General features: G+C 45.9%; 23 protein-coding genes. 11 read left to right on the forward strand and 12 right to left on the reverse strand.

Annotation, left to right across the window (positions count from 1 at the left end; all coding sequences use genetic code 11):
* Positions 1–20 precede the first annotated feature (20 nt).
* The 5 genes from Q369_RS0102830 to Q369_RS0102850 form a co-directional block, all read right to left on the reverse strand.
* The gene (locus Q369_RS0102830; protein ID WP_035332850.1) at positions 21–2291 is read right to left on the reverse strand and encodes a TonB-dependent receptor; all 2271 of its coding nucleotides are present in this window, start codon (positions 2289–2291) and stop codon (positions 21–23) included.
* A 131-nt stretch (positions 2292–2422) separates the two neighbouring features.
* Positions 2423–2959 carry a YceI family protein gene (locus Q369_RS0102835; RefSeq protein ID WP_031526249.1) on the reverse strand — a complete coding sequence of 179 codons (537 nt, stop codon included), beginning with the start codon at positions 2957–2959 and terminating at the stop codon, positions 2423–2425.
* Between the two features lie 20 nt (positions 2960–2979).
* On the reverse strand, positions 2980–3318 hold the full coding sequence (locus Q369_RS0102840) for an avidin-fold protein (RefSeq protein ID WP_031526251.1): 339 nt from the start codon (positions 3316–3318) through the stop codon (positions 2980–2982).
* Positions 3319–3387: 69 nt separating this feature from the next.
* Complete coding sequence (locus tag Q369_RS0102845) at positions 3388–3774, reverse strand: VOC family protein (protein ID WP_031526252.1); 387 nt, start codon at positions 3772–3774, stop codon at positions 3388–3390.
* A 67-nt stretch (positions 3775–3841) separates the two neighbouring features.
* The gene (locus Q369_RS0102850) at positions 3842–4651 is read right to left on the reverse strand and encodes a helix-turn-helix domain-containing protein (protein WP_031526253.1); all 810 of its coding nucleotides are present in this window, start codon (positions 4649–4651) and stop codon (positions 3842–3844) included.
* Positions 4652–4858: 207 nt separating this feature from the next.
* Here Q369_RS0102850 and Q369_RS0102855 point away from each other — a divergent pair, with 207 nt between their 5' ends.
* Positions 4859–5710 carry a cupin-like domain-containing protein gene (locus Q369_RS0102855; RefSeq protein WP_031526255.1) on the forward strand — a complete coding sequence of 284 codons (852 nt, stop codon included), beginning with the start codon at positions 4859–4861 and terminating at the stop codon, positions 5708–5710.
* Positions 5711–5786: 76 nt separating this feature from the next.
* Positions 5787–7805, forward strand: a complete 2019-nt coding sequence (gene uvrB, locus Q369_RS0102860; RefSeq protein ID WP_031526256.1) for an excinuclease ABC subunit UvrB — start codon at positions 5787–5789, stop codon at positions 7803–7805.
* Between the two features lie 13 nt (positions 7806–7818).
* Here uvrB and Q369_RS0102865 read toward each other — a convergent pair whose 3' ends face one another.
* From Q369_RS0102865 to bamJ, 6 genes are all read right to left on the reverse strand, one after another.
* A complete protein-coding gene (locus Q369_RS0102865; RefSeq protein ID WP_031526257.1) occupies positions 7819–8358 on the reverse strand; it encodes a 5' nucleotidase, NT5C type in 540 nt (179 codons plus the stop codon).
* Positions 8359–8492: 134 nt separating this feature from the next.
* Positions 8493–8651, reverse strand: coding sequence for a hypothetical protein (locus Q369_RS28965; RefSeq protein ID WP_157488013.1), 159 nt, complete (start codon positions 8649–8651; stop codon positions 8493–8495).
* Between the two features lie 109 nt (positions 8652–8760).
* Positions 8761–9150, reverse strand: a complete 390-nt coding sequence (locus Q369_RS28970; protein ID WP_157488015.1) for a hypothetical protein — start codon at positions 9148–9150, stop codon at positions 8761–8763.
* A complete protein-coding gene (locus tag Q369_RS0102880) occupies positions 9150–9929 on the reverse strand; it encodes a 3-hydroxyacyl-CoA dehydrogenase (protein WP_031526259.1) in 780 nt (259 codons plus the stop codon). The genes Q369_RS28970 and Q369_RS0102880 overlap by 1 nt, the downstream gene beginning before the upstream one ends.
* A gap of 159 nt (positions 9930–10088) precedes the next feature.
* Positions 10089–12212, reverse strand: a complete 2124-nt coding sequence (locus tag Q369_RS0102885; protein ID WP_031526260.1) for a carboxy terminal-processing peptidase — start codon at positions 12210–12212, stop codon at positions 10089–10091.
* Positions 12213–12226: 14 nt separating this feature from the next.
* Entirely contained in the window at positions 12227–12985 is a 759-nt protein-coding gene (bamJ, locus tag Q369_RS0102890) for a BamJ family beta-barrel-assembly machinery protein (protein ID WP_031526262.1), read from the reverse strand.
* Between the two features lie 302 nt (positions 12986–13287).
* Here bamJ and atpA point away from each other — a divergent pair, with 302 nt between their 5' ends.
* The 9 genes from atpA (at position 13288) to Q369_RS0102935 (ending at position 20878) form a co-directional block, all read left to right on the forward strand.
* On the forward strand, positions 13288–14865 hold the full coding sequence (gene atpA, locus Q369_RS0102895; RefSeq protein ID WP_031526263.1) for a F0F1 ATP synthase subunit alpha: 1578 nt from the start codon (positions 13288–13290) through the stop codon (positions 14863–14865).
* An 83-nt stretch (positions 14866–14948) separates the two neighbouring features.
* Entirely contained in the window at positions 14949–15833 is an 885-nt protein-coding gene (atpG, locus tag Q369_RS0102900; protein ID WP_031526264.1) for an ATP synthase F1 subunit gamma, read from the forward strand.
* A gap of 99 nt (positions 15834–15932) precedes the next feature.
* Positions 15933–16169: a DUF433 domain-containing protein gene (locus Q369_RS0102905; RefSeq protein WP_031526265.1), complete on the forward strand. Its 237-nt coding sequence runs from the start codon at positions 15933–15935 to the stop codon at positions 16167–16169.
* Between the two features lies 1 nt (position 16170).
* Positions 16171–16512: a DUF5615 family PIN-like protein gene (locus Q369_RS29240; RefSeq protein ID WP_031526266.1), complete on the forward strand. Its 342-nt coding sequence runs from the start codon at positions 16171–16173 to the stop codon at positions 16510–16512.
* A 22-nt stretch (positions 16513–16534) separates the two neighbouring features.
* Entirely contained in the window at positions 16535–17266 is a 732-nt protein-coding gene (locus tag Q369_RS0102915; RefSeq protein ID WP_031526267.1) for an outer membrane lipoprotein-sorting protein, read from the forward strand.
* A gap of 123 nt (positions 17267–17389) precedes the next feature.
* Complete coding sequence (locus Q369_RS0102920) at positions 17390–17917, forward strand: YceI family protein (protein ID WP_031526268.1); 528 nt, start codon at positions 17390–17392, stop codon at positions 17915–17917.
* 178 nt (positions 17918–18095) lie between these two features.
* Positions 18096–19091: a mevalonate kinase family protein gene (locus Q369_RS0102925; protein ID WP_031526270.1), complete on the forward strand. Its 996-nt coding sequence runs from the start codon at positions 18096–18098 to the stop codon at positions 19089–19091.
* A gap of 215 nt (positions 19092–19306) precedes the next feature.
* Positions 19307–20170 carry a UTP--glucose-1-phosphate uridylyltransferase GalU gene (gene galU, locus Q369_RS0102930; RefSeq protein ID WP_031526271.1) on the forward strand — a complete coding sequence of 288 codons (864 nt, stop codon included), beginning with the start codon at positions 19307–19309 and terminating at the stop codon, positions 20168–20170.
* 18 nt (positions 20171–20188) lie between these two features.
* A complete protein-coding gene (locus Q369_RS0102935; RefSeq protein ID WP_031526272.1) occupies positions 20189–20878 on the forward strand; it encodes an SDR family NAD(P)-dependent oxidoreductase in 690 nt (229 codons plus the stop codon).
* Here Q369_RS0102935 and Q369_RS0102940 read toward each other — a convergent pair.
* Entirely contained in the window at positions 20875–21288 is a 414-nt protein-coding gene (locus tag Q369_RS0102940; RefSeq protein ID WP_031526273.1) for a hypothetical protein, read from the reverse strand. The two genes, Q369_RS0102935 and Q369_RS0102940, sit on opposite strands and share 4 nt — an antisense overlap.
* Between the last annotated feature and the right edge of the window lie 46 nt (positions 21289–21334).

Raw genomic sequence — 21334 nt, forward strand, 5'->3', positions numbered from 1 at the left:
GTTATGTTAAAGGGTATATGTTAATGTTTTGACCACTGTACATTCAGGCCGAGGAACCACGAGCGCCCGTACGACATTGGAACCGCGCCGCCGGTACTGTGCGCGCCGCCTGTATCTGTTGAAGTATTGTTAATGGATGTCACATCGAAGACGTTTTTCACGCCACCGAGCAGGCTCACGTATTTTCCAAAAGCTTTGTTGATGGTGATATCCGCCATGTGAAAACCTGCCGTTTCAGCCAGGCTCACCTTGATCTGGTCCGCAGATTCATAGTTTGGCCGCTTACCTGAGTATTTGTAAAAAAGGTTAACCCCGGCCTTGATTTTTGTGAAAGTATACAGCAGGTTTGCATTGATTTCCGGAGACCACACGAAGCCCGGCAATTCCCCGTAAAGCTCCGGATCAGCAGAAAATTCGTTGTACCTGCCGATGTAACTTCCACCTATGCTCGCCTGAATGCGCTTGGTAAATAGCTTGTTATCGATTGTAAAACCTGTTGTTTTAAACAGATGCACATTCAGGTAAGTAGTCCGGCTTGCGTCGTTCGGATCGAGCGCAAAGGCGATCAGGTCATTAAAAATGTTGTAGAAGCCACCTGCTGTGGAAGTCAGGCGGTAATGCGGCCGGGCAGCAGCCTGCCACACCAGGAATGAGTTGAAGCTGTTCGAATATTCCGCTTTGAGATTTGTATTCCCGAAAATTGAATGGGACGCATCTACAAAATCGAAATACAACTCGCGCAATGCAGGCGAACGGAAACCACGCGCATAGCCAAAGCGAAAATCAAGGGTTTTAGAAATAGTCAGTTTTGCATTCAGGGAAGGGATAACAGGAGGCGCGTCGTAGACAGAATTTTTCAGGAAACGCAGGCCCGGGGTAAGTCGCAGTACCTCCCCAACTTTGAGCTCCGGCGCTACAAACAATGCATATTCCGCAATGGAGGGCGTACCGGAAATCCGCGCACCCGAGCTTTCATTCTTCGAAAAATCAAGTCCCGCGAGTACCGAAAATGCGTCAGAAACTTTGTAAAACGCGGTTCCTCTGAAAAACGCGGTGGTGAAGACAAACTTGTCTTGTGAGCCGGGTTCAAGTGACAAAGTGCGGCGGTCGTTCGCGTCCAGCTTGGTAGTAAGCGTGCGCCGGGAGTAATCGGTATAAGAGAAAACGCCGTTGACATTCAGCTTTTTATTAACCTTCCAATCGGATTGTACCTGGTGAAACCACCTTTTTGATATATAATCCCTATCAACCGCTTCCTTGGTATTGATATTTCGTCTGCCGAAATCGCGGATCGTTTCGTCCGTTCCATTAAACCGGTACCAGATATTCCAGTTGCCCGTCTTGTAACGCGCGCCTGCGGTGTAAAGCATCTGGTCTTTTGGTTTCCATTCTTTCTCGCGACCCACTGCGTTTCCCTGCCAGCCACCGAAATTATTCCGGGTAAGGTTGCCCGAAAGTTGCAGCTTCTGATTTTGCCAGGTTAATCCCAGGCTCTGGTTGTGGGTACCTTTTTTGGTGAGCGCGTCATATTCTTTACCGGCTGTTTCTTCCTGTAACCGGGCACTCACAATGATATTGGAACCGGAGTGACTTTTTTTGGTAATGATATTGATCACGCCGGCGAGCGCGTCGGTTCCGTAGATCACCGACATCGGGCCTTCGACAATCTCTATACGTTCAATGCTGTTGATATCGATCTGCCCCAGACTCTCGCGCGTGCTACCTCTGTCTACCATTGGAATACCGTCGAGCAGGATCTTCACATTCTGGCCGGACATGCCCATTAATTGAATGTCGCTGGTACCGAGGGTAAGGTCATTTGAAAACCTGATCCCCAGCTCGGTGTTCAGAACAGCCTGCAAACTGGTAGCCCCTCGCATTCTGATCCGCTCGCTGTCGATCGTGCGAACCTGGTAAACTGAGTTTCTAAGCGACTGAGGTTCAGACTGGCCGGTTACGACCATTTCCATTAATGCAAGCGGATTTTCTGTTATCTGTATGTTGCAAAGCTGAATGGTCTGGCCCGCTTCAATCAGCACTTTGATCTCCTTTTCTTCTGTTCCTATGCTTTTTACTACAAGCTGGTAACTTCCTGCCGGCGCATTCAAACTGAAAAAACCTTCACTATCCGACCGGGTACCGTAGCTGGTACCTTTTAAAAACAAGCTTACCGAAGCTGCCGGCAGTCCGTCTTTGGAAGTCACTTTGCCTTCGATCACGCCATTGCCCGCCTGCGCCCGGGCACCGGCTATGCTGACGAGCACGCAACAGATTGTAAAGATTAATTTCATTCGTGCTTATTTAGACTAAATATGAATACAAAGAAAATGTATTATTTAGACTAAATACAAGTAAACACAAAAATATTTAGGCAAGTGCATTTTAGGCTTCTGAAAAGAGCCGCTTGCTATTGAAGAAGTTATTACCTGGCGACTGCCTGCAAAGTGACTGTTACGATGTCTTTTAGTTTCCAGTCCTTTTCACCGATTTTGTAGTCGAGTCGGTTTACCTCGAATGTACTGCTCAGATTGTAGCTCCCATCTGCATTCTTTTTAGCTTCAAATGGGAGGGTAACTGTTTTGGAAACGTCGCGGATCGTAAGCGTACCGATCGCCTGGTAGCTACTTCCTTTTTTTTCGACACGGGATGATTTGAAATGAATATCCGGATACTTTTCAACATAAAAATACTTTTCGCTTTTCATGTCTTTGTCGCGCGAGTTATTGTTTGTTTCAAAGGTATTTGCGGCGATTTTGATATCAAAAGAAGCATTCTCCGGGCTCTTCTCATTGAAAACTGCTGTTCCCGTCGGCGCGGCGAAATTCCCGTTGCAGGTACCCAGTACAAATCTGACACTGAACTTGGAGCTGCCAGACACAATTCTGGAAGTCTGTGCGTGCAGATTTTGGAAGATTGAAGTAAGAAGTAAGATGAGGAAGCAGATCTTAAAAAAGCGCATAATACAAGCAGGTTAAGGCATTATAACTCTTCCAGGAGCGATTCGCCAAAAGAGAGATCCCCGGAAGTCCATCGCCATTTTTCATGCATACGCAATTTTCCGTTCGGCAGTTGCTCCGGTGTTGATTTACAAATGCCCGTCGTGATCTCACCTTTGTCATTTACCTGGTGATAACGCATATCCAGGTTGCCGGCTTCGTCTACCAATGCAATCAGGTGCCCCGTGATGATCCGGCCGCCTGCATAAGTGGAAGTAACGATATTCCCTGTTTGCTTGTAAACGAACTGCATACTCAAATCCACCTCACCGTTTTCTGTGTTAGAGAGCGGGGTAAAAACTTTGTTGTCGTAATTGATCATAAAAAAGAAAGCTGTCTTTTCGCTTCTCAATATAGCGACAAAGACAGCTTGAAGGCAAAATTCAATGTATCAGATCACCGAAGTAATCCACCACACATTCCCGCAAGGATCAGTTACACCACAGCTTCTTCCATAATCCTGATCTGCGGGTTCCATCATGCTCGTCGCACCCGATTCGAGCGCTTTTTGGTAGGTATCGTCCGCATTTTCAACATACACGAAAAGGTTGGCTGGCTGGGCAGGCCACTCCGCCCGACTATCGCAAAACATGATAGTACTCTCTCCTACCCTCACTTCGGCATGTTTGATCAGACCAGGATCGTCCTCCTGAAAATGCGTTGAAGCAACTTCTCCATCGAAAACCCAGGTTACAAAATCTTTGAAGCGGGTTGCTTTGTCCAGCATTAAATAGGGCATTACCGTCTGATGCCCGTTTGGAATTTTTACAGTGCTCATGATTTTTGGTTTATGTTTGAGGCAAAACTAGATCGGTACCAGTACAGAAAATTGGAAAAACACGACATTAAACCTCGCGGTATTCTGTCGCTTCCGAATTTCCCGAGTAGTAGTTGCCCGGGTGTTCTCCGGAGAATGCTTTAAACTCGTGAATAAAATGGGATTGATCGTAGTAACCAGCCTCGTAGGCGATCTCGGTCAATGATTTGCTCCTGTCACCGTAGGCATTCATCGCGGCGTGAAACCGGACAATGCGTGAGAAAAGCTTGGGACTGAACCCGGCGAATGTTTTGAACTTACGTTCCAGTTGGCGGGTCGACAAACTGTTCTGCGCAGCGAGCTCGGACACGCTGGTAAGTCCGTTACTTTGAATCACCTGATTGATCATCGCGAATGCAGCTGGCTCGGGTTGTGCACTTTCGAGAAGGCAGCCACGCAGGAACCTGCATATGATCGCAACCCTGGCCTGGTTGTTTTCCGCAAGCATCATCTGCTCTTCCAGCTCGCTTCCCATTTTACCCAGCAACGAATGCAAATCAGGCATTTCATTGACCAGCTCACTGACGGGAATCGCAAACATAGCCGGCAATGCATACGGGAAAAGGTACACACCGAATATCCCGAAACTTTCACCAATGCGGAACCGGCGAAACTGGGATGAAGGTCCGCTTAACCCGGACGTGAAAGAAAGTGCCGCCTCGCCCGATTGCGCTATTTCGTCAAACCTGCCCTGATAGTGAAAGATCAGCTCGGCACAGCCGTCGGCCATTATTTTATGAAAATAGGGCTTGCAGGCATTCACTTCGTGTTCCAGCACCCAAAAGCACCGGACATAGGCGGCGAGGTCGGGCGGGGGTAGAATGGTGTAGTACTGCATAAAAATTATATCCTCAATCTCATTAACCTACCAATTCTATATAGTAAAAAGAATATGATTATTAAATGAATCGAAATTTATATTTTTGAATTCTCTTTAATACATTTGACCGGGCGTTAGATAAGGTAAAACTTATATGCATGCCGCTGAAAACGTTGAGTTTACAGTATTATAGTCTAATTGATTACCTATTTACTCAGTTTCTGTATGAAATTAGTGCCAATAGAAAAGCGTAGTGGGTTGACGCGCGAGGAATTTATCGAAAATTACCTGAAACCAAGTAAGCCGGTGGTTTTTACGGATTTGGCAAAAGACTGGCCGGCGATTCAAAAATGGACATTTGAGTGGCTGAGGGAAAACCACGGCAACCTGGATGTTCCTTTGGTTGACAACCATCTCCACGACGCAGATAAATATTTTCAGATCGCGAAAACAATGAAGTTTGGCGAATATCTCTCGTTGATCGAGAAAGGACCAACTGACCTTCGCATCTTCCTTTTTGATATTTTCAAGAAAATCCCTGAGCTCGCAAACGACATTCGTTTTCCGACGATCATGGACGGATTTTTAAAGTCTTACAAGTTTGTATTCTTCGGAGGTGAGGGATCGATTACCAGCCTGCATTACGATATGGATTGCTCCAATGTATTCCTGACGCAATTCCAGACACGCAAGCAGCTGATCCTGTTTTCTCCGGAAGAGAGCCGCAGACTATACCACCACCCCTTTACGGTAATGAGCAAAGTGGATCCGCTTAATCCGGACTATGAGCGTTTTCCTGCATTAAAAGGTGCAGTGGGCCACGAAACTACATTGTACCACGGAGAAACGATTTTTATTCCTTCATTGTGGTGGCACTATATCCGCTATATCGACGGAGGTTTCAGTCTTGCATTGAGAGCCAATAACTCCATTTTTACAGCTGTAAAAGGCGGTATGAACCTGGTACGTCACACGTTTGTAGACAAAAGCATGACCAAGCTGCTGGGCCTTGAATGGCAGCATTGGAAAGAGAAAAAGGCAGTTGAAAACGCTGAAAGTGTTCTAAGACAAGCATAAGGCAGTTCCGGACGCATTTCAAAGAAACTAATCTATCTTTGAAATGCGTTATTTCCGGTACGGCCTAATATGCGTTATGAACTTCGAACTCACTTCCCAATACCAACCTACGGGCGATCAGCCCGACGCAATCGAACAACTTGTTCAGGGAATACAAGCTGGCGAACCAGCACAAACACTACTAGGGGTGACCGGGTCGGGCAAGACCTTTACAGTTGCCAATGTAGTCGCCCGCGTCAACAAACCCACCCTGGTGCTCAGCCACAACAAAACCCTGGCAGCACAGCTTTACGGCGAATTCAAGCAATTTTTTCCAAATAATGCAGTCGAGTACTTTATCAGTTATTACGACTACTACCAGCCGGAAGCATTTATATCCACGACCAATACGTATATAGAAAAAGACCTGATGATCAATCAGGAAATCGAAAAGCTGCGGCTCCATACGGTTTCTTCACTGATGAGCGGGAGACGCGACGTCATTGTAGTGGCATCGGTTTCCTGCATTTACGGTGCAGGTAACCCGCACGAATACAAAAAGAGTATCGTAAGTGCCAAGCTCGGCGATATTGTGAGCAGGAATCAGTTTTTGTTCAGGCTGGTGGAAATCCTCTACAGCCGGACGGAGCTGGAATTTAACCGCGGTAATTTCCGGGTGAAGGGAGATACCGTCGATGTTTTTCCAGGTTACGCTGATTTTGCTTACCGTTTCATTTTTTTTGGGGATGAAATCGAGGAGATCCAGCGCATTGAGCCGGAAACGGGAAAGAAGATTTCGTCAGAAAAAGCTGTGGCGATATTTCCGGCTAACCTGTTTGTAACTGGTCGCGATGTACTGACTCAGTCCATTTCAGAAATACAGAATGACTTAGTGCAGCAAATCCAGTTTTTCACCAAAGAAGGAAGACTGGCAGAAGCGGAACGCGTGAAGGAACGTACCGAATTCGACATGGAAATGATGCGCGAGCTCGGCTACTGCTCCGGTATTGAAAACTACTCGCGTTACTTCGACAGGCGATTGCCTGGTCAGCGGCCATTCTGCTTGCTGGATTACTTCCCTGACGATTTCCTGATGGTTGTGGACGAGAGCCACGTAACCATGCCGCAAATCCGCGCTATGTGGGGTGGTGACCGTTCGCGGAAAGAAGCTTTGGTGGAATACGGTTTCCGGCTCCCCTCTGCACTGGACAACCGGCCGCTTACATTCCAGGAATTTGAGGATATGACGCCGCAAACCATTTTCGTGAGCGCTACTCCGGCGGATTACGAGTTGAGGAAATCAGAAGGAGTTGTTGTTGAGCAAATTATCCGTCCAACCGGCTTGCTTGATCCGCAAATTGAGGTCAGGCCAAGTTTGAACCAGATCGACAATCTGCTGGAAGAAATTACAGAGCGGATCAAGATGGGCGATCGCATTCTGGTCACCACGCTTACCAAAAGAATGGCGGAGGAATTGAGCAAATATCTCGACCGGGTGGGTATCAAATGCCGGTACATCCATTCAGAAGTAAAGGCGCTGGACCGTGTTGAAATATTAAGAGAACTGCGGTTAGGTGTTTTTGACGTGCTGGTGGGAGTTAACCTCCTGCGCGAAGGTCTGGATTTGCCGGAAGTATCATTGGTGGCGATCATGGATGCAGATAAGGAGGGATTCTTGCGAGATACCCGCTCGATGATCCAGACGATTGGCCGTGCTGCGCGTAACGACCGTGGGAAGGTAATTATGTATGCGGATGTAATGACAGGCTCCATGCAACTTGCGATTGACGAAACGAATCGTCGCCGCAGCATTCAGATGGAGTATAATATTGAAAATGGCATTGTTCCGAAAACAATCCTCAAATCGAAGGCAGCGATCATGGAGCAAACTTCCGTAGCTGACTCTAAAGTGCGGAAGGCGTATGTAGAGCCGCAGGAAATCAGGATCGCCGCTGACCCGGTTGTGCAGTATATGGGTAAAAACGATTTGCAAAAGCTCATCGCAGAGACCCAGCGAAAAATGGAAGCCGCAGCCAAAGACATGGACTTCCTGGAAGCTGCCAGGCTGCGCGATGAGTTATTACAGCTCAAAGAAAAGGCTAAGGAAGAGAAATAAGAGATTGCTGAAACTATTTGGCAATCTCTGCTTCAAACAGCTCTAAAACCTCTGCCCAACTGTTTACGCGGCGGTATTTATCGATACCTGCATTGTGCGACGCAGAGAAAAGGATCGGCGTTCCTTTACAGTAGTCGAGGTTTTTCAAATGATCGTCGATCAGGTAGTCGGTATTGATCACGCTTTTATCCCCGCAGAAAACGATATTCCTCCAATGAATGGATGGGAAATGCTGACCCAGCCAGTCGTGTTTTTCAAGCAGTGAATTCGGGAACTCCATTGCGGCAGATACAATGTAAATCTCGAAGTGCTCCTGTAATTTCAGGATAGCTTCCTGCGCGCCGGCTATTACTGGCGCATTGCGGAAAAAGCCGGGCTTGTACAGCAGGCTACGCGCGGCCAGTGGGTCGGGAAATGCCTGATCTTCGGGGATACCGAGCATGGCTTCCCGGCTTACTCTTATTCCAAATGCTTCTTCGTAAGCTTCAATCCAATTAACTTCAATGTCAACGAGGACATTGTCCATATCTACTGCAATCGATTTCCTGTTCATTTTTAAGCTATGTTTCTTGTCCAAAAGTACATAAGGAGCAGGGATACTATTCAACATTTATGCAAATTCAACTAAAAACATGAACACCCGGAATGCGGCAGCGCAGGGTCCGGGTGTTACAAATGTGCTTTTAGTCAATCGATATCATCAGGCAGTATCTGCTCCGTTTTAAAGCCCGTATCGTCCATCGTTTTTGTTTCCTGATTGATCGCATTGGCAAAGCCGAGCATATAAGCCATAGCCAGTCGGCGCAACCATTTTCTTGCGCTGCTAAGAAGTTTTCCTGCATTCATTTTCCAGATTTTTGAAATGGCTATTGGCCGTTCTCAGGTCGAGAACGGCATAAATATTCAGGCGCTGGCAAGTGTGCCGCGCATTTGTAATCAGAACAATGCAGATTGTTCAGGATCTGGGAAAAACAGCAGGAGTTGTATTAGAAACGCAGTTGTGAGGCTGCAAATTGATCAGGCGGAGTTTGTAGGAGAAGGAGAAAAAGGTAATGCCTAGCTGATGGTATCGCGTCTTTATTGATCTTGCAAAATGAGAAAGGAGAACTAAGCTAAACTTCTTTAAACCAAAGTACTCAGGAATAGTAACGTCGGTCGCCGAGTGGAAAAGGGCAATCGCTTTGCCAGCAGTTAGCCTGGATTCCGCTGTATATACCTGCTCTGTCTGGCAAGTGCTGCTGCTTGCTGCGTCTCGGAAAAGCGAGCTTCCGGTAGATAAAACGACCAGAAACAGCCACTTCAATATGGTGGGACGTGCAGGTAATATGTTGTGCAGCTTATTCATTATCTGGGTCCCATTCTGACAGCCCCGTCGAGACGGATCACTTCACCATTAAGCATTGGATTTTCAACAATGGATTTCGCGAGCAAAGCGTATTCTGCTGGTCTACCCAGTCGCGAAGGAAATGGAATTTGTTGACCCAGCGAAAGTCTGGCTTCTTCCGGCAGCCCCAGCATCAAAGGTGTCTCAAAAAGGCCCGGAGCAATTACCATCACGCGGATCCCTGACCTAGCAAGGTCGCGCGCGACGGGCAAAGTCATGCTTACGATTCCGCCTTTACTTGCCGCATAAGCAACCTGGCCCATTTGTCCGTCGTAAGCTGCGATAGAAGCGGTGTTGATTATGACGCCGCGCTCACCTTCTTCATCAGGCACATTACGCTCCATGGCAAATGCTGCCAGGCGCATTACATTAAAGGTACCGATGAGATTGGTACGGATTGTTTTTTCAAAAATTTCCAGAGAATGCGGCCCGTAAACTCCCTCGGCTTTGCCAACGATTTTCCGGGCAGGCGCGACACCGGCACAGTTGATGACGATTTGGATCCGTCCAAATACTTCAAGCGACAAATCGATTGCCGTCTGCACTTCGCTCTCGCTCGAAACATCTGCTTTTACAAACCTAACCTGAGCTGGAAAGGTGGATTCCAATGTTCGTCCGGCAGCTTCGTTGAGATCCAAGATTACCACATTCGCACCCGCCTGTACAAATAGCCGGACAGTCGCTTCTCCTAAACCGGAAGCGCCGCCCGTGATCAATACTGTCGCGTTTTTGAGTTGCATTCGTATCCTATTTAGTCCTTGTAACTGCTTTTATTCACCAGAGTACCCGCTATCAAGCGTTACGAATCTAGTGATTTACAATTACAATTTATCAAAAAACAGAGGGCAACTCCGATGTGGAATTGCCCTCGCCTCATTTTTATTAAAACTCTAAACTTTTTACTTCTTTTTAGCTCCCGCCAGACTTGGTTCCTTCGAAATCACGATGAGATCAGCCAGCATCCGACCAGTTTCAGTCAGGTAAATATCCTTCTTCTTTTTAGCCTCTTTCGGCGCTTCCACTGCTTTCGGATCTTCTTCTTCATCTCCGTCAGTCGTGTCTTCTCCCAGTTGTTTCATAGCCGCTCTTTTTTTCTCGGCTTCATCTCTTTCAAGCTTCCGCTTCGATTCCTGCAATGAAACAACCTTGTTTTCACGGGCTTCCTTGAACTCCTGCAGAGTCTTTGCAAGCGTCTTCAGTTCGTCGTCCGTTTTCAACCGCTGCTTGTACTTATCGCGCAATTGCTCGATCATATTCGGATTCACGCTATTAGTAAGTTCGTATTTCGAAGATGGAATCTGGTCCCACGGCAATGCACTTGGCTGAGAACCTTCACCATATTCATTTTCTTTAAATGCAGTTGGCAATTCCAGATCAGGCATTACGCCTTTCAGCTGCGTGCTGCTTCCATTGATGCGGTAAAACTTGGCTACCGTTAATTTCACTTGACCGAGTTGATCAGCTTCCTTAGGTACCCATTGATTCAAATCGATCAATGTCTGCACAGTTCCTTTACCGTAAGTCTGCTCGCCAACGATAATTCCGCGTTTGTAATCCTGGATTGCTGCGGCAAAAATTTCGGAAGCAGAAGCGCTAAACCTGTTTACCATTACGGCCATCGGACCGTCGTAAGCGATTGCAGGATCATTATCAGATTGTACCTCAATTTCACCCTGACCCTCTTTCACCTGAACTACGGGACCTCTGTTGATAAACAATCCGGTAAGTGAAACAGCTTCTGTCAGCGATCCTCCACCATTGTTACGTAAATCGATCACAATTCCGTCCACATTAGAGGCCTGCAATTCGGTGATCAGCTTTTGCACGTCACGAGTAGTGCTTGAAAATTCTTTCTCTCTGTGCTGAGCCCCTTCAAAGTCGCGATAGAACAATGGAATATCGATTACACCAATCTTGAAAGTCTTGTTTGCATTGTTGATCGAAACGATCTCGCTCTTCGCACGTTGTTCTTCCAGTTTGATTTTCTCACGAACGAGACGGTACTCTTTCGGAGGAGTTCCCGGAAGCGCATCTGCGGAGATTACCTGCAGACGAACCACAGTAGATTTCGGGCCTTTGATCAGCTTCACAGCGTCATCAACGAACCAGCCAATGATATCCACCATTTTACCTTCATCTCCTTGCGCTACCGCTACTATCTTATCCTCTTTCTTGAGTTGCTTTCCTTTGAATGCAGGTCCGCCGGGAATTACGTCCTTGATCTTAATGTAATTATCTTCCTCGCCCAGCAATGCACCGATCCCTTCCAGTGACTGGCTCATTTCCTGCTTGAAACGATCGGCAGAAGTTGGTGCCATGTAGCTCGTATGCGGGTCCATTGATTCTGCATATGCATTCATAAACATCTGGAATACCTGCTCGGTACGAATACGACCCAATGCACGATCACGGTTTTTATAGCGGTCACGCAACGTAGTAATTACTGCTGTATCCGCTTTTCCTGAAAGTTTGAGATCAAGTGCCTCGCTTTTCAGGTACTTTCTCCATGTATCATTCAGCTCGTTGGTATTCTTTGCCCAGACTGCTTTTTCGCGGTCTGTATCCATTGATTCGTCTGCCGTGAAATCAAATGGCTTCGTTTCTCCCAGCAGCTTTTGAATATAGTCGCTTCTCTCTTTGTACCGTTTTCTGAAAACGTTATAAATCTGAAAAGGAACGTCCAACTCCCTCTTTTGCAGATAATCGTCAAAAGAATGTTTGTACTGATCAAATTGCTTGATATCCTCGGCCAGATAGTACAGCTTTCCGTGGTCTATCCCGTCAATGTACTTGTCGAAAATCGCTTCGGACAAGGAATCGTTCAGCTTGGTTTTTCTATAATGATAACTTGACAAAATACGTGTAGTCAACTCCTCCGCTTTGTATTGAGCAGGGATTGGCTTGATGTCATCTTCCAAAGATGACGTTCCAACAGCAGGTACTGTTGCCGTATGATCCTGAACAGGGCCCCGCTGCCACCCGAGCAACACAACCGGAATAAGAGTGATTAAGTACTTTCTCATCTTCGCACGTTTTCCTATTTAACTATTTCTAACAATTCGACCTCGAAGACCAATGCAGAATATGCTGGTATCTGAGGTCCTGCGGCCCGCTCTCCGTACGCAAGCTGATATGGGATATACAGTTTCCATTTTGAGCCGACCGGCATTAACTGAAGAGCTTCTGTCCATCCTTTTATCACGCCATTCACCGGAAACTCAACAGGCTCTCCTCTGTCGACCGAACTGTCAAAAACCGTTCCATTGGTCAGAGTTCCGTGGTAGTGTGTCTTAACCTTGTCAGTTGCAGTTGGTTTCGGACCGTCCCCGGTTTTGATTACTTCATACTGCAAGCCACTTTCGGTTGTGGTTACTCCCGTTTTCTTCTTATTTTCCTCCAAAAATTTCTCGCCTTCTGTGCGCACAACAGCGCCTTTCTCTTCCATCATTTTTTGAAAATAGTTACCTATAAAAGAATTTGCTTCTTCCGGTGAAAATGTAGTTTGACCGCCTTTCAGCGCTGCATTGATCGTCCTGGTAAGCACTTCGTTATTTATTCCCGCTACTCCCTGTGAAGCAAGTGAATTAGCAAAACTCACTCCAATCGCTGCTGACAAAGAATCCATCTGATTTTTGAGTACTAATGGCGATGTTGCTGCTTTTGCTGGTGCAGCCGGAGCCTTTTTTACAGCCGTAGCTGGCTTGGTCGTTTTCTTGATAGTCTGTGTGTTGCCTTCCGTTGTTACAAATGCGCCTAATAACAACGCTGCCAAAATGGTTTTTTCTAATTTGTACATTATACTGATTGATGGACGATAAAATAAACTATTCAGATGTAAGTGATATTAACGAATTCAATTACAACAAAAACACAATTAGTACCTAAAAAAGTTTTAAAAATGTTCCTTATAGCTTATGAACGGCAAATGTTGTCTGAAAGGGCATGAGGGGTTTATACTTGGAATAATCTAATTTTGCGGAGACACAGTTTCTCATCAATTATACTATTCAGAAGATACTGTTTTTACCAAAATTAAACACTACCTTTGCGGCAGTTTTCAAAAACTTACTACTATACTCTAAATAAGTCAATTATACTATGGTATCTGTTAGACCGGATGAAGTTTCGGCTATCCTGCGCGAACAACTCGCAGGCGCCAGATCAGAAGCAGAGCTCGAAGAAGTAGGGACAGTTCTTCAGGTTGGTGACGGTGTTGCCCGTATTTATGGTCTCTCTCAGGTACAGGCAGGTGAGCTGCTTGTGTTCGAAACAGGGCTGAAAGCCTTGGCTCTTAACCTGGAAGAAGATAATGTCGGCGCCGTATTGCTTGGAGATTTCAGTGACATTAAGGAAGGTGCAACAGTAAAGCGTACGAAAGAAATCGCCTCCGTAAAAGTGGGTGACGGAATCATAGGCCGTGTTGTAAATACCCTCGCTGAACCTATTGACGGAAACGGCCCTATCCTGGGTGAAGTTTTCGAAATGCCTATCGAGCGTAAAGCGCCTGGTGTTATTTACCGTCAACCGGTGACCGAGCCTCTGCAGACAGGTATCAAAGCGATCGATGCAATGATCCCCATCGGCCGCGGTCAGCGCGAGCTGATCATCGGTGACCGCCAGACTGGTAAAACAGCTGTGGCAATCGATACGATCATCAATCAAAAAGAATATTACGACAAAGGCGAGCCGGTTTTCTGTATCTATGTAGCGTGCGGCCAGAAAGCTTCAACTATCAAAGGTATCGAGGCAACACTTCGCAAGTACGGTGCAATGGATTACACAGTGATCGTTGCAGCAGGTGCTTCTGATCCTTCGCCAATGCAATTTTATGCGCCATTTACAGGTGCTGCGATCGGTGAATACTTCCGTGACACAGGCCGCCCTGCTTTGGTTATTTATGATGACCTTTCAAAACAAGCGGTAGCTTACCGTGAAGTTTCCTTGCTGCTTCGTCGTCCTCCGGGCCGTGAAGCTTACCCAGGTGACGTATTCTATCTGCACAGCCGCCTTTTGGAACGTGCTGCAAAAATCATCTCAGATGATTCGATCGCACGAAATATGAATGACCTTCCTCCATCTCTTCAGGGGATTGTGAAAGGCGGTGGTTCGTTAACAGCTCTTCCAATCATTGAAACACAGGCTGGTGACGTTTCTGCTTACATTCCTACAAACGTAATTTCAATTACAGACGGGCAGATCTTCCTTGAATCTAACCTCTTCAACTCTGGTATCCGTCCTGCGATCAACGTAGGTATCTCGGTATCACGTGTGGGTGGTAATGCACAGATCAAATCCATGAAGAAAGTGTCTGGTACCCTTAAATTGGATCAGGCGCAGTTCCGTGAATTGGAAGCTTTTGCGAAATTTGGTTCTGACCTCGATGCTGCTACCAAGCTTGCTATTGACCGCGGTCGTCGCAATCAGGAAGTATTGAAACAGCCACAATATGCACCGGTTCCTGTTGAACAGCAGGTTGCTACTGTGTATGCTTCTACAAAAGGTTTGCTTGATTCAGTGGACGTAAACAAAGTGAGAGAGTTTGAAAAGGACTTCCTTACCGTTCTTAGCGGTCAGCACAAAGAAGCACTTGCTGCATTGCGCGCAGGTAAGCTGGACAACAGCGTTACCGATGTGATCGAGAAAGTAGCCAGAGAAGTTGCTGTTAAATATCACTAAGTCTTAAAAGGGAGCAGTATTCCTGCTCCCTTTCCAAATATTAACCACCGGCATCGACCGGATATGTTTTAAACTTCCAAATAATGGCAAGCTTAAAAGAAGTACGTAGCCGCATTGTATCGGTTAACTCTACGCAGCAGATCACCAAAGCAATGAAGATGGTTGCTGCGGCAAAACTGCGCCGGGCCCAGGACGGTATTTTACAAATGCGCCCATACGCTCAGAAATTGAGTGACATGCTTGCAACTGTTTCAGCCGGAGCAGAAAGTTCAGCAGAAAGCCCGTTGAAAACGGTACGTCCGATAGAGAAGGTACTGATCGTAGTGATCACTTCCGATCGCGGATTGTGCGGTGCATTCAATACCAATATCATCAAAGCAACACTCGCGCTGATCGAGCAGAAGTACTCGGAGCAGGCACGCAAGGGAAATGTCGAGATTTTCGCGATTGGTAAGAAAGGCGCTGAATCGCTGAGCCGCCGCGGACTGCTTGTTAACATTGGCTATACAGATTTGTTTGGCAGACTGAGTTTTACGAACGTAAAATTGGCAGCAGAGGAGATTATGAAGGCATTTACCGACGGACGCTTCGATGCAGTTGACATTGTTTATAACGAGTTCAAAAACGTTGCAACGCAGATCATTCATGCAGACCGGTACTTACCGATCCCCAATGAAGACAAAAGCGCCAGAACCACCAAAGCTGAGGTTAACTACATTTTCGAACCTACCGAAGAACAAATTTTAACAGAGCTGATTCCAAAGTCACTGAAAATACAGTTGTACCGTGCAGTTCTCGAATCTAACGCTTCTGAACAAGGTGCGCGGATGACAGCAATGGATAAAGCAACTGAAAATGCGCAAGAGCTTCTGAAAGACCTGAGACTGGTTTACAACCGTACCCGTCAGGCAGCAATTACCAAGGAGATCCTTGAAATTGTTGGAGGAGCGGAAGCACTGAAGAACTAAATAGCAGTAAACTGCACCAAATCAAACGAGCGAACAAGCACTGTTCGCTCGTTTTTTTGTTGTTATATTTGTGAATACACCTCGCTATACCACAAGAATATGGTCGATTTGATAAACAGGATCACGTTGAATCCGGACTTATGCAACGGTAAGCCTACAATCCGTGGAAAAAGAATTACTGTACAAACAGTGTTGGAACACCTGGCTGCCGGAGATAGCAGAGATGTTATTCTACATGAATTTCCTTCTCTGGAGAACCTGGATATAGATGCTTGCCTTCAATTTGCTGCACAAATGGCCGGACGAACTTTTGCAAGCTACCCGGTAGCTGCCTAATATGCTTAAATATCTCATCGACGTAAATCTTCCATATCATTGTTCCATTTGGAACTCGGAGGAGTTCATCCACCAAAAAGATTTAAATGATGAATGGCTTGATTCTGAGATTTGGAATTACGCCAAGGATCATAATTTAACTATTGTAACCAGAGATTCAAATTTCTCTGTTAGGGTCAGTACGTCAACTCCGCCTCCCAGAGTAGTATACCTGCAATTGAAAAACATAAAGGCCGGTAAGCTTTTTAAGCTCTTGCACAAAAATTGGACTTCGATAGCTAACTTAAGTGCCAGGTATAAGCTCGTAACAGTATTCCCCAATGAAATCCTTGCCATCGACTAACAATAACCAAACCATTTCAAACATGACAAACAGACCCATTCAAACCATATTCCTGCTCCTGATACTTGCTGGTATTTTCACAAACCTTCAAGCGCAGAGTCTGGATGAAATCGTTTCAAAACACATTAAGGCAATGGGCGGAGAGGATAAGTTATCTAAACTGCAAAGCATGAGGATCACTGCTGAAATGGATGTAATGAACATGAAAGTGCCGATCAACACCACAATCGTTCAAAACCAGGCTTTCAGAAGTGAGACCACCGTGCAGGGTTCAACCATTGTGCAGGCGATTAATGGAAATACAGGTTGGGCTATCAATCCGATGACCGGTGAAACAAAGGCAACCGCATTACCCGAAGAGGCCGTAAAATCAATGGCCTCGGAAACAGACATTACCGGTTTATATAACTACAAACAAAAAGGTTATCAACTGTCGCTGGACGGAGAAGAGGAATTGGCTGGCGCAAAGGTATACAAGGTGACAATGACCTTGAAAAATGGCGTGAAGAGAGTTAACTACATCTCCAAAGACACATTTTACATTCTCAAAATCGTGGCAAAAACTAACATCAATGGCCAGGATATCGAGTCTGAAAACACGCAATCAGACTTCCGGCAGGTAGAAGGTATTTATTATCCATTTACATCCGAAGTTTCAACTTCTGCAATGCCGGGTGCAAAAATGGCATTGCACATCAAAACCTTGGAAGTAAATCCAAAAATTGACCCCGCCATCTTCGCGATGCCAAACTGATTTGTTAACGCCTGATAGAAATCCCGGACATTGTTCGGGATTTTTTTTGTGCATTGGAAACTATTCCTCAAATTTACATGTATATACATTAAATGTAATTACATACATCAAAACACTACTGTTATGGCTACCACAAAATGGGTGATCGACCCAACACATTCAGAAATTCAGTTTAAGGTAAAACACCTTGTAATTTCAACAGTTACAGGTTATTTCAGAACCTTTGAAGGATCAGTTGAAACTGAAACGGAAGATTTCGACGGCGCTACTGTTGAATTTTCGGCGGATACTGCCAGCGTTGACACCAACCAGGCGCAGCGCGACGAGCACTTGAAGTCAGGTGATTTCTTCGAATCAGAAAAACACCCGAAACTTTCCTTCACCGGCAAACTTGCTAAAACAGGATCTGAGAGCTATACACTTAAAGGAGATCTGTCTGTAAAAGGAATTACCAAGCCTTTCGAATTTGCAGTAGAGTACGGCGGTAGCATGACGGATTTTTACGGAAACAATAAATCCGGCTTTGAAGTAACAGGCAAAATCAACCGGAAGGAATTTGGCCTGGAATGGAGTGCAGTAACAGAAGCTGGCGGCGTGGTTGTTGGTGACGAAGTTAAATTAATTGCTAACATTCAGGTAGTTAAGCAGTAAGATATATCAGTAAACCAGCCTCTTAAAAAAGCGTGGACATTTTTGTCCCGCTTTTCTTGTTTTCAGCCTGTCGGCTTGCTAACCAGCAGAGATTTTGCCTCAATCCCGATTTCGTATAGGGGTAAAACGTCTTTGTATCGTCAATAAGTTATTACTTTTGGCAAAAAAAGATTTCACCTTGATCATTGAGACACGCGCTTACGCCCGGGCGGGATTATTAGGCAATCCATCTGACGGTTTTTTTGGAAAAACGATCTCCATTTCAGTCAGGAACTTCGGTGCCTCCATCTCGCTTTACGAATCTCCTGAACTCCATATTGAAGCCCAGCCGCAGGATCTGAGCACGTTCCGCAGTATATTCCACCTGCGCGATACAGTTAGTATGCTGGGGTACAATGGAGGTATTCCGTTAATCAAAGCGGGAATTAAGAAGTTCGGAGACTATTGTGAAGAACAGGGGATCAGACTGCCTAACCGGAACTTCACTGTCCGCTACCGCTCTTCCATTCCGAGACAGGTAGGCATGTCGGGTTCCAGCGCCATTGTTGTAGCGCTTTTTCGTGCTTTGATCCAATTTTATAAGGTCGAGATTCCGCTTGAAATCCTGCCGCAGCTTGTCATGGTTACAGAAACCGAAGAATTGGGCATAACTGCCGGTTTGCAGGACCGCGTAATTCAGTGCTACGAAGGTTGCGTGTACATGGACTTTGACAAGACGATGATAGAACAAAAAGGTCACGGGCTTTATGAACGCATTAATCCGGAGCTCTTACCCAAACTTTACGTGGCATATAATACCAATCTCAGCAAAGTATCCGGCAAGGTACACAGCGATGTCCGCACCAGGTTTGACCGGGGAGAAGCACACGTGATTGATGTACTCGGCCAGATTGCCGCAAAAGCAGAACAAGGAAAACAAGCCTTGCTGGAAGGACGCGCAGACGATCTGCACCAGTTGATGAACGAGAATTTCGACCTGCGTTGCCAGATATACAATGTACCTGATTCCAATAAAAGGTTGATTAATGCAGCCAGAGCCTGTGGCGCCTCAGCGAAATTTGCCGGCTCAGGAGGCACGATCATCGGAATATACCGGGACGATGATATGCTCAACCAGCTTTTCGTACAACTAAAAAAGCATAATGCAAGGGTAATTAAGCCCTTCGTGGTTTGAATCAGCTATCAGCTATCAGCTATCAGCTATCAGCTATCAGCTATCAGCTATCAGCTATCAGCTATCAGCTATCAGCTATCAGCTATCAGCTATCAGCTAAGAATATCTGGTTCGAAGCTTTTTACTTATAATTTTAAAGATAATACGCCTCCATAGGCGGATATTTATTCACTCAAAAAAGCCGAAAGCTGACAGCCGACGGCCGAAAGCCAACTATGATTCGCAAAGCCGTTATACCTGCTGCCGGACTTGGAACCCGGTTCTTACCAGCAACCAAATCGATGCCGAAGGAAATGCTTCCTATTATCGATATCCCGACCATTCAGTACGTTGTTCAGGAGGCTGTTGATTCCGGAATAGAGGATATTCTGATTATTTCTGGAAAGGGAAAAAGGGCGATTGAAGACCATTTTGACCGGAATGTTGAGCTGGAAACTAGGCTGGAAGAAAAAGAAGATTTGCTTTGGTTCAATGAAATGCGCCGCCTGGCAGATATGGCGAATGTGCATTTTGTGCGTCAGAAAGAAGCAAATGGTTTAGGGGACGCTATCTATTATGCGCGCCACCACGTTGGCAATGAACCTTTTGCGGTTTTGCTTGGCGACACGATCATGGACTCTGTAATTCCCGTAACGCAGCAGTTAATGGACACTTACGAGCAATATGGTGGTTCGGTGATTGCTGTTGAACAGGTCCCTGCCAATAAGGTAAACCGTTACGGGATTGTAGGCGGGAAAACGCTGAGCGACTCCATTATGGAGCTTTCTACTTTAGTCGAAAAACCAGCAATTGAATCTGCCCCTTCTAACCTGGCCATTGCGGGACGCTATATCCTTACACCGGAAATATTCAATACAATTGAACAGACTCCGAAAGGGAAAAACAATGAAATTCAGCTTACTGACTCAATGCTGCTGCTTCTGAAACGTGAAAATATCTACGCGCACCACATTGAAGGCAAGCGCCACGATATCGGCGACAAGCTGGATTACCTGAAAACAACCGTTGAATTTGCATTGAAAAGAAAAGAATTTGCAGAGCCTTTCCGCGAGTTCCTGATCCGCATTCTTGAAAAATAAACCATAAGCACTCTTATTGTGGAAAAACAAATCATCGTTAGCGGAGCGACGGGCAATTTAGGCAAAGTGGTTACTTCTAAGCTGACTGGTCTTGGTTATGGTTTGCATATCAATTTAAGAAATACAGCAAAAGCCGGCGACTTCGATCCGGCTTTTGTTTCAACTTACAAGGCTGATCTGACCGATCCTGAACAGGCAGAAAATTTTGCCAAAAATGCGATAATCAAAGCCGGCAGGATCAATGCAGCCATTTTACTTGCTGGCGGATTTGCGCCCGGAAAGCTGGAAACAACGACAGTTCAGGATATTGAAAAAATGATCCGCATGAACTTCATGACTGCATTTAATTTAATTAAGCCCCTTACTGCGCATTTCGAGAAAAATGGCGGCGGGCAGTTTATTCTGGTGGGAGCCCGGCCGGCACTTGTGCCTGATCAGGGTGCCGGTAGCTTTGCGTATACATTATCCAAGTCGCTGCTCTTTCAAATGGCGGATATGATCAATGCGGAGGGAAAGAAAAGCAATATTTCTGCGGCGGTAGTTGTGCCCAGTATCATCGACACGCCCGATAACCGGCAAGCAATGCCCGATTCTGATTTCAGCAAATGGATTTCTCCTGAAGATATGGCCGAAAGTATCGCATTTATCCTGAGCGAGACCGGTAGTAAAATGAAGGAAACTATTTTGAAACTATATCACCAGGCTTAATCAACCTTCTTGGGCTCATAATCAATCTCGATCACCCGCATTCCTTTTTCATCCACTGCCCCGATCATCACGCGCTCCACATTCCCTGCTTTTTGTCTAAGCTCTGCCTCAGCAGTTTTCTGGTTTTTGATCTTCCTTCCATTCAGAAAATAAATCGTGCTATCCGCAGGATAACTGAATGCATTGTAATGCCGCGAGATAAGGCGTACAGTTGGCGGGCCGATTTCATGAATATCATTTCTGTTCGAGACCTGCACAGGCGCAACGTAGTCATAAATTTCCCTCCGGTTTCCTCTGATCTGTTCATAGGTGGGAAAGCTATCATCTTTCCTTGCTTTCTGCGCTTCTGCATCCGCAGCAAAGAGTAAGAGGAACAATAAAGCACAGCAATGAATCAAATGCTTTTTCATAGATCAGTTCTGAATTTTACACAAACTACTAAACATCACTGGAATT

It is taken from the genome of Dyadobacter crusticola DSM 16708 (assembly GCF_000701505.1).
In the GTDB taxonomy this organism is placed as follows: Bacteria; Bacteroidota; Bacteroidia; order Cytophagales; family Spirosomataceae; genus Dyadobacter; species Dyadobacter crusticola.

Bases quoted from the DNA above. Each gene is read 5' to 3' on its own strand.
- Q369_RS0102830 (WP_035332850.1), bottom strand. From the start codon at position 2,291: ATGAAATTAATCTTTACAATCTGTTGCGTGCTCGTCAGCATAGCCGGT.
- Q369_RS0102835 (WP_031526249.1), bottom strand. From the start codon at position 2,959: ATGCGCTTTTTTAAGATCTGCTTCCTCATCTTACTTCTTACTTCAATC.
- Q369_RS0102840 (WP_031526251.1), bottom strand. From the start codon at position 3,318: ATGATCAATTACGACAACAAAGTTTTTACCCCGCTCTCTAACACAGAA.
- Q369_RS0102845 (WP_031526252.1), bottom strand. From the start codon at position 3,774: ATGAGCACTGTAAAAATTCCAAACGGGCATCAGACGGTAATGCCCTAT.
- Q369_RS0102850 (WP_031526253.1), bottom strand. From the start codon at position 4,651: ATGCAGTACTACACCATTCTACCCCCGCCCGACCTCGCCGCCTATGTC.
- Q369_RS0102855 (WP_031526255.1), top strand. From the start codon at position 4,859: ATGAAATTAGTGCCAATAGAAAAGCGTAGTGGGTTGACGCGCGAGGAA.
- uvrB (WP_031526256.1), top strand. From the start codon at position 5,787: ATGAACTTCGAACTCACTTCCCAATACCAACCTACGGGCGATCAGCCC.
- Q369_RS0102865 (WP_031526257.1), bottom strand. From the start codon at position 8,358: ATGAACAGGAAATCGATTGCAGTAGATATGGACAATGTCCTCGTTGAC.
- Q369_RS28965 (WP_157488013.1), bottom strand. From the start codon at position 8,651: ATGAATGCAGGAAAACTTCTTAGCAGCGCAAGAAAATGGTTGCGCCGA.
- Q369_RS28970 (WP_157488015.1), bottom strand. From the start codon at position 9,150: ATGAATAAGCTGCACAACATATTACCTGCACGTCCCACCATATTGAAG.
- Q369_RS0102880 (WP_031526259.1), bottom strand. From the start codon at position 9,929: ATGCAACTCAAAAACGCGACAGTATTGATCACGGGCGGCGCTTCCGGT.
- Q369_RS0102885 (WP_031526260.1), bottom strand. From the start codon at position 12,212: ATGAGAAAGTACTTAATCACTCTTATTCCGGTTGTGTTGCTCGGGTGG.
- bamJ (WP_031526262.1), bottom strand. From the start codon at position 12,985: ATGTACAAATTAGAAAAAACCATTTTGGCAGCGTTGTTATTAGGCGCA.
- atpA (WP_031526263.1), top strand. From the start codon at position 13,288: ATGGTATCTGTTAGACCGGATGAAGTTTCGGCTATCCTGCGCGAACAA.
- atpG (WP_031526264.1), top strand. From the start codon at position 14,949: ATGGCAAGCTTAAAAGAAGTACGTAGCCGCATTGTATCGGTTAACTCT.
- Q369_RS0102905 (WP_031526265.1), top strand. From the start codon at position 15,933: ATGGTCGATTTGATAAACAGGATCACGTTGAATCCGGACTTATGCAAC.
- Q369_RS29240 (WP_031526266.1), top strand. From the start codon at position 16,171: ATGCTTAAATATCTCATCGACGTAAATCTTCCATATCATTGTTCCATT.
- Q369_RS0102915 (WP_031526267.1), top strand. From the start codon at position 16,535: ATGACAAACAGACCCATTCAAACCATATTCCTGCTCCTGATACTTGCT.
- Q369_RS0102920 (WP_031526268.1), top strand. From the start codon at position 17,390: ATGGCTACCACAAAATGGGTGATCGACCCAACACATTCAGAAATTCAG.
- galU (WP_031526271.1), top strand. From the start codon at position 19,307: ATGATTCGCAAAGCCGTTATACCTGCTGCCGGACTTGGAACCCGGTTC.
- Q369_RS0102940 (WP_031526273.1), bottom strand. From the start codon at position 21,288: ATGAAAAAGCATTTGATTCATTGCTGTGCTTTATTGTTCCTCTTACTC.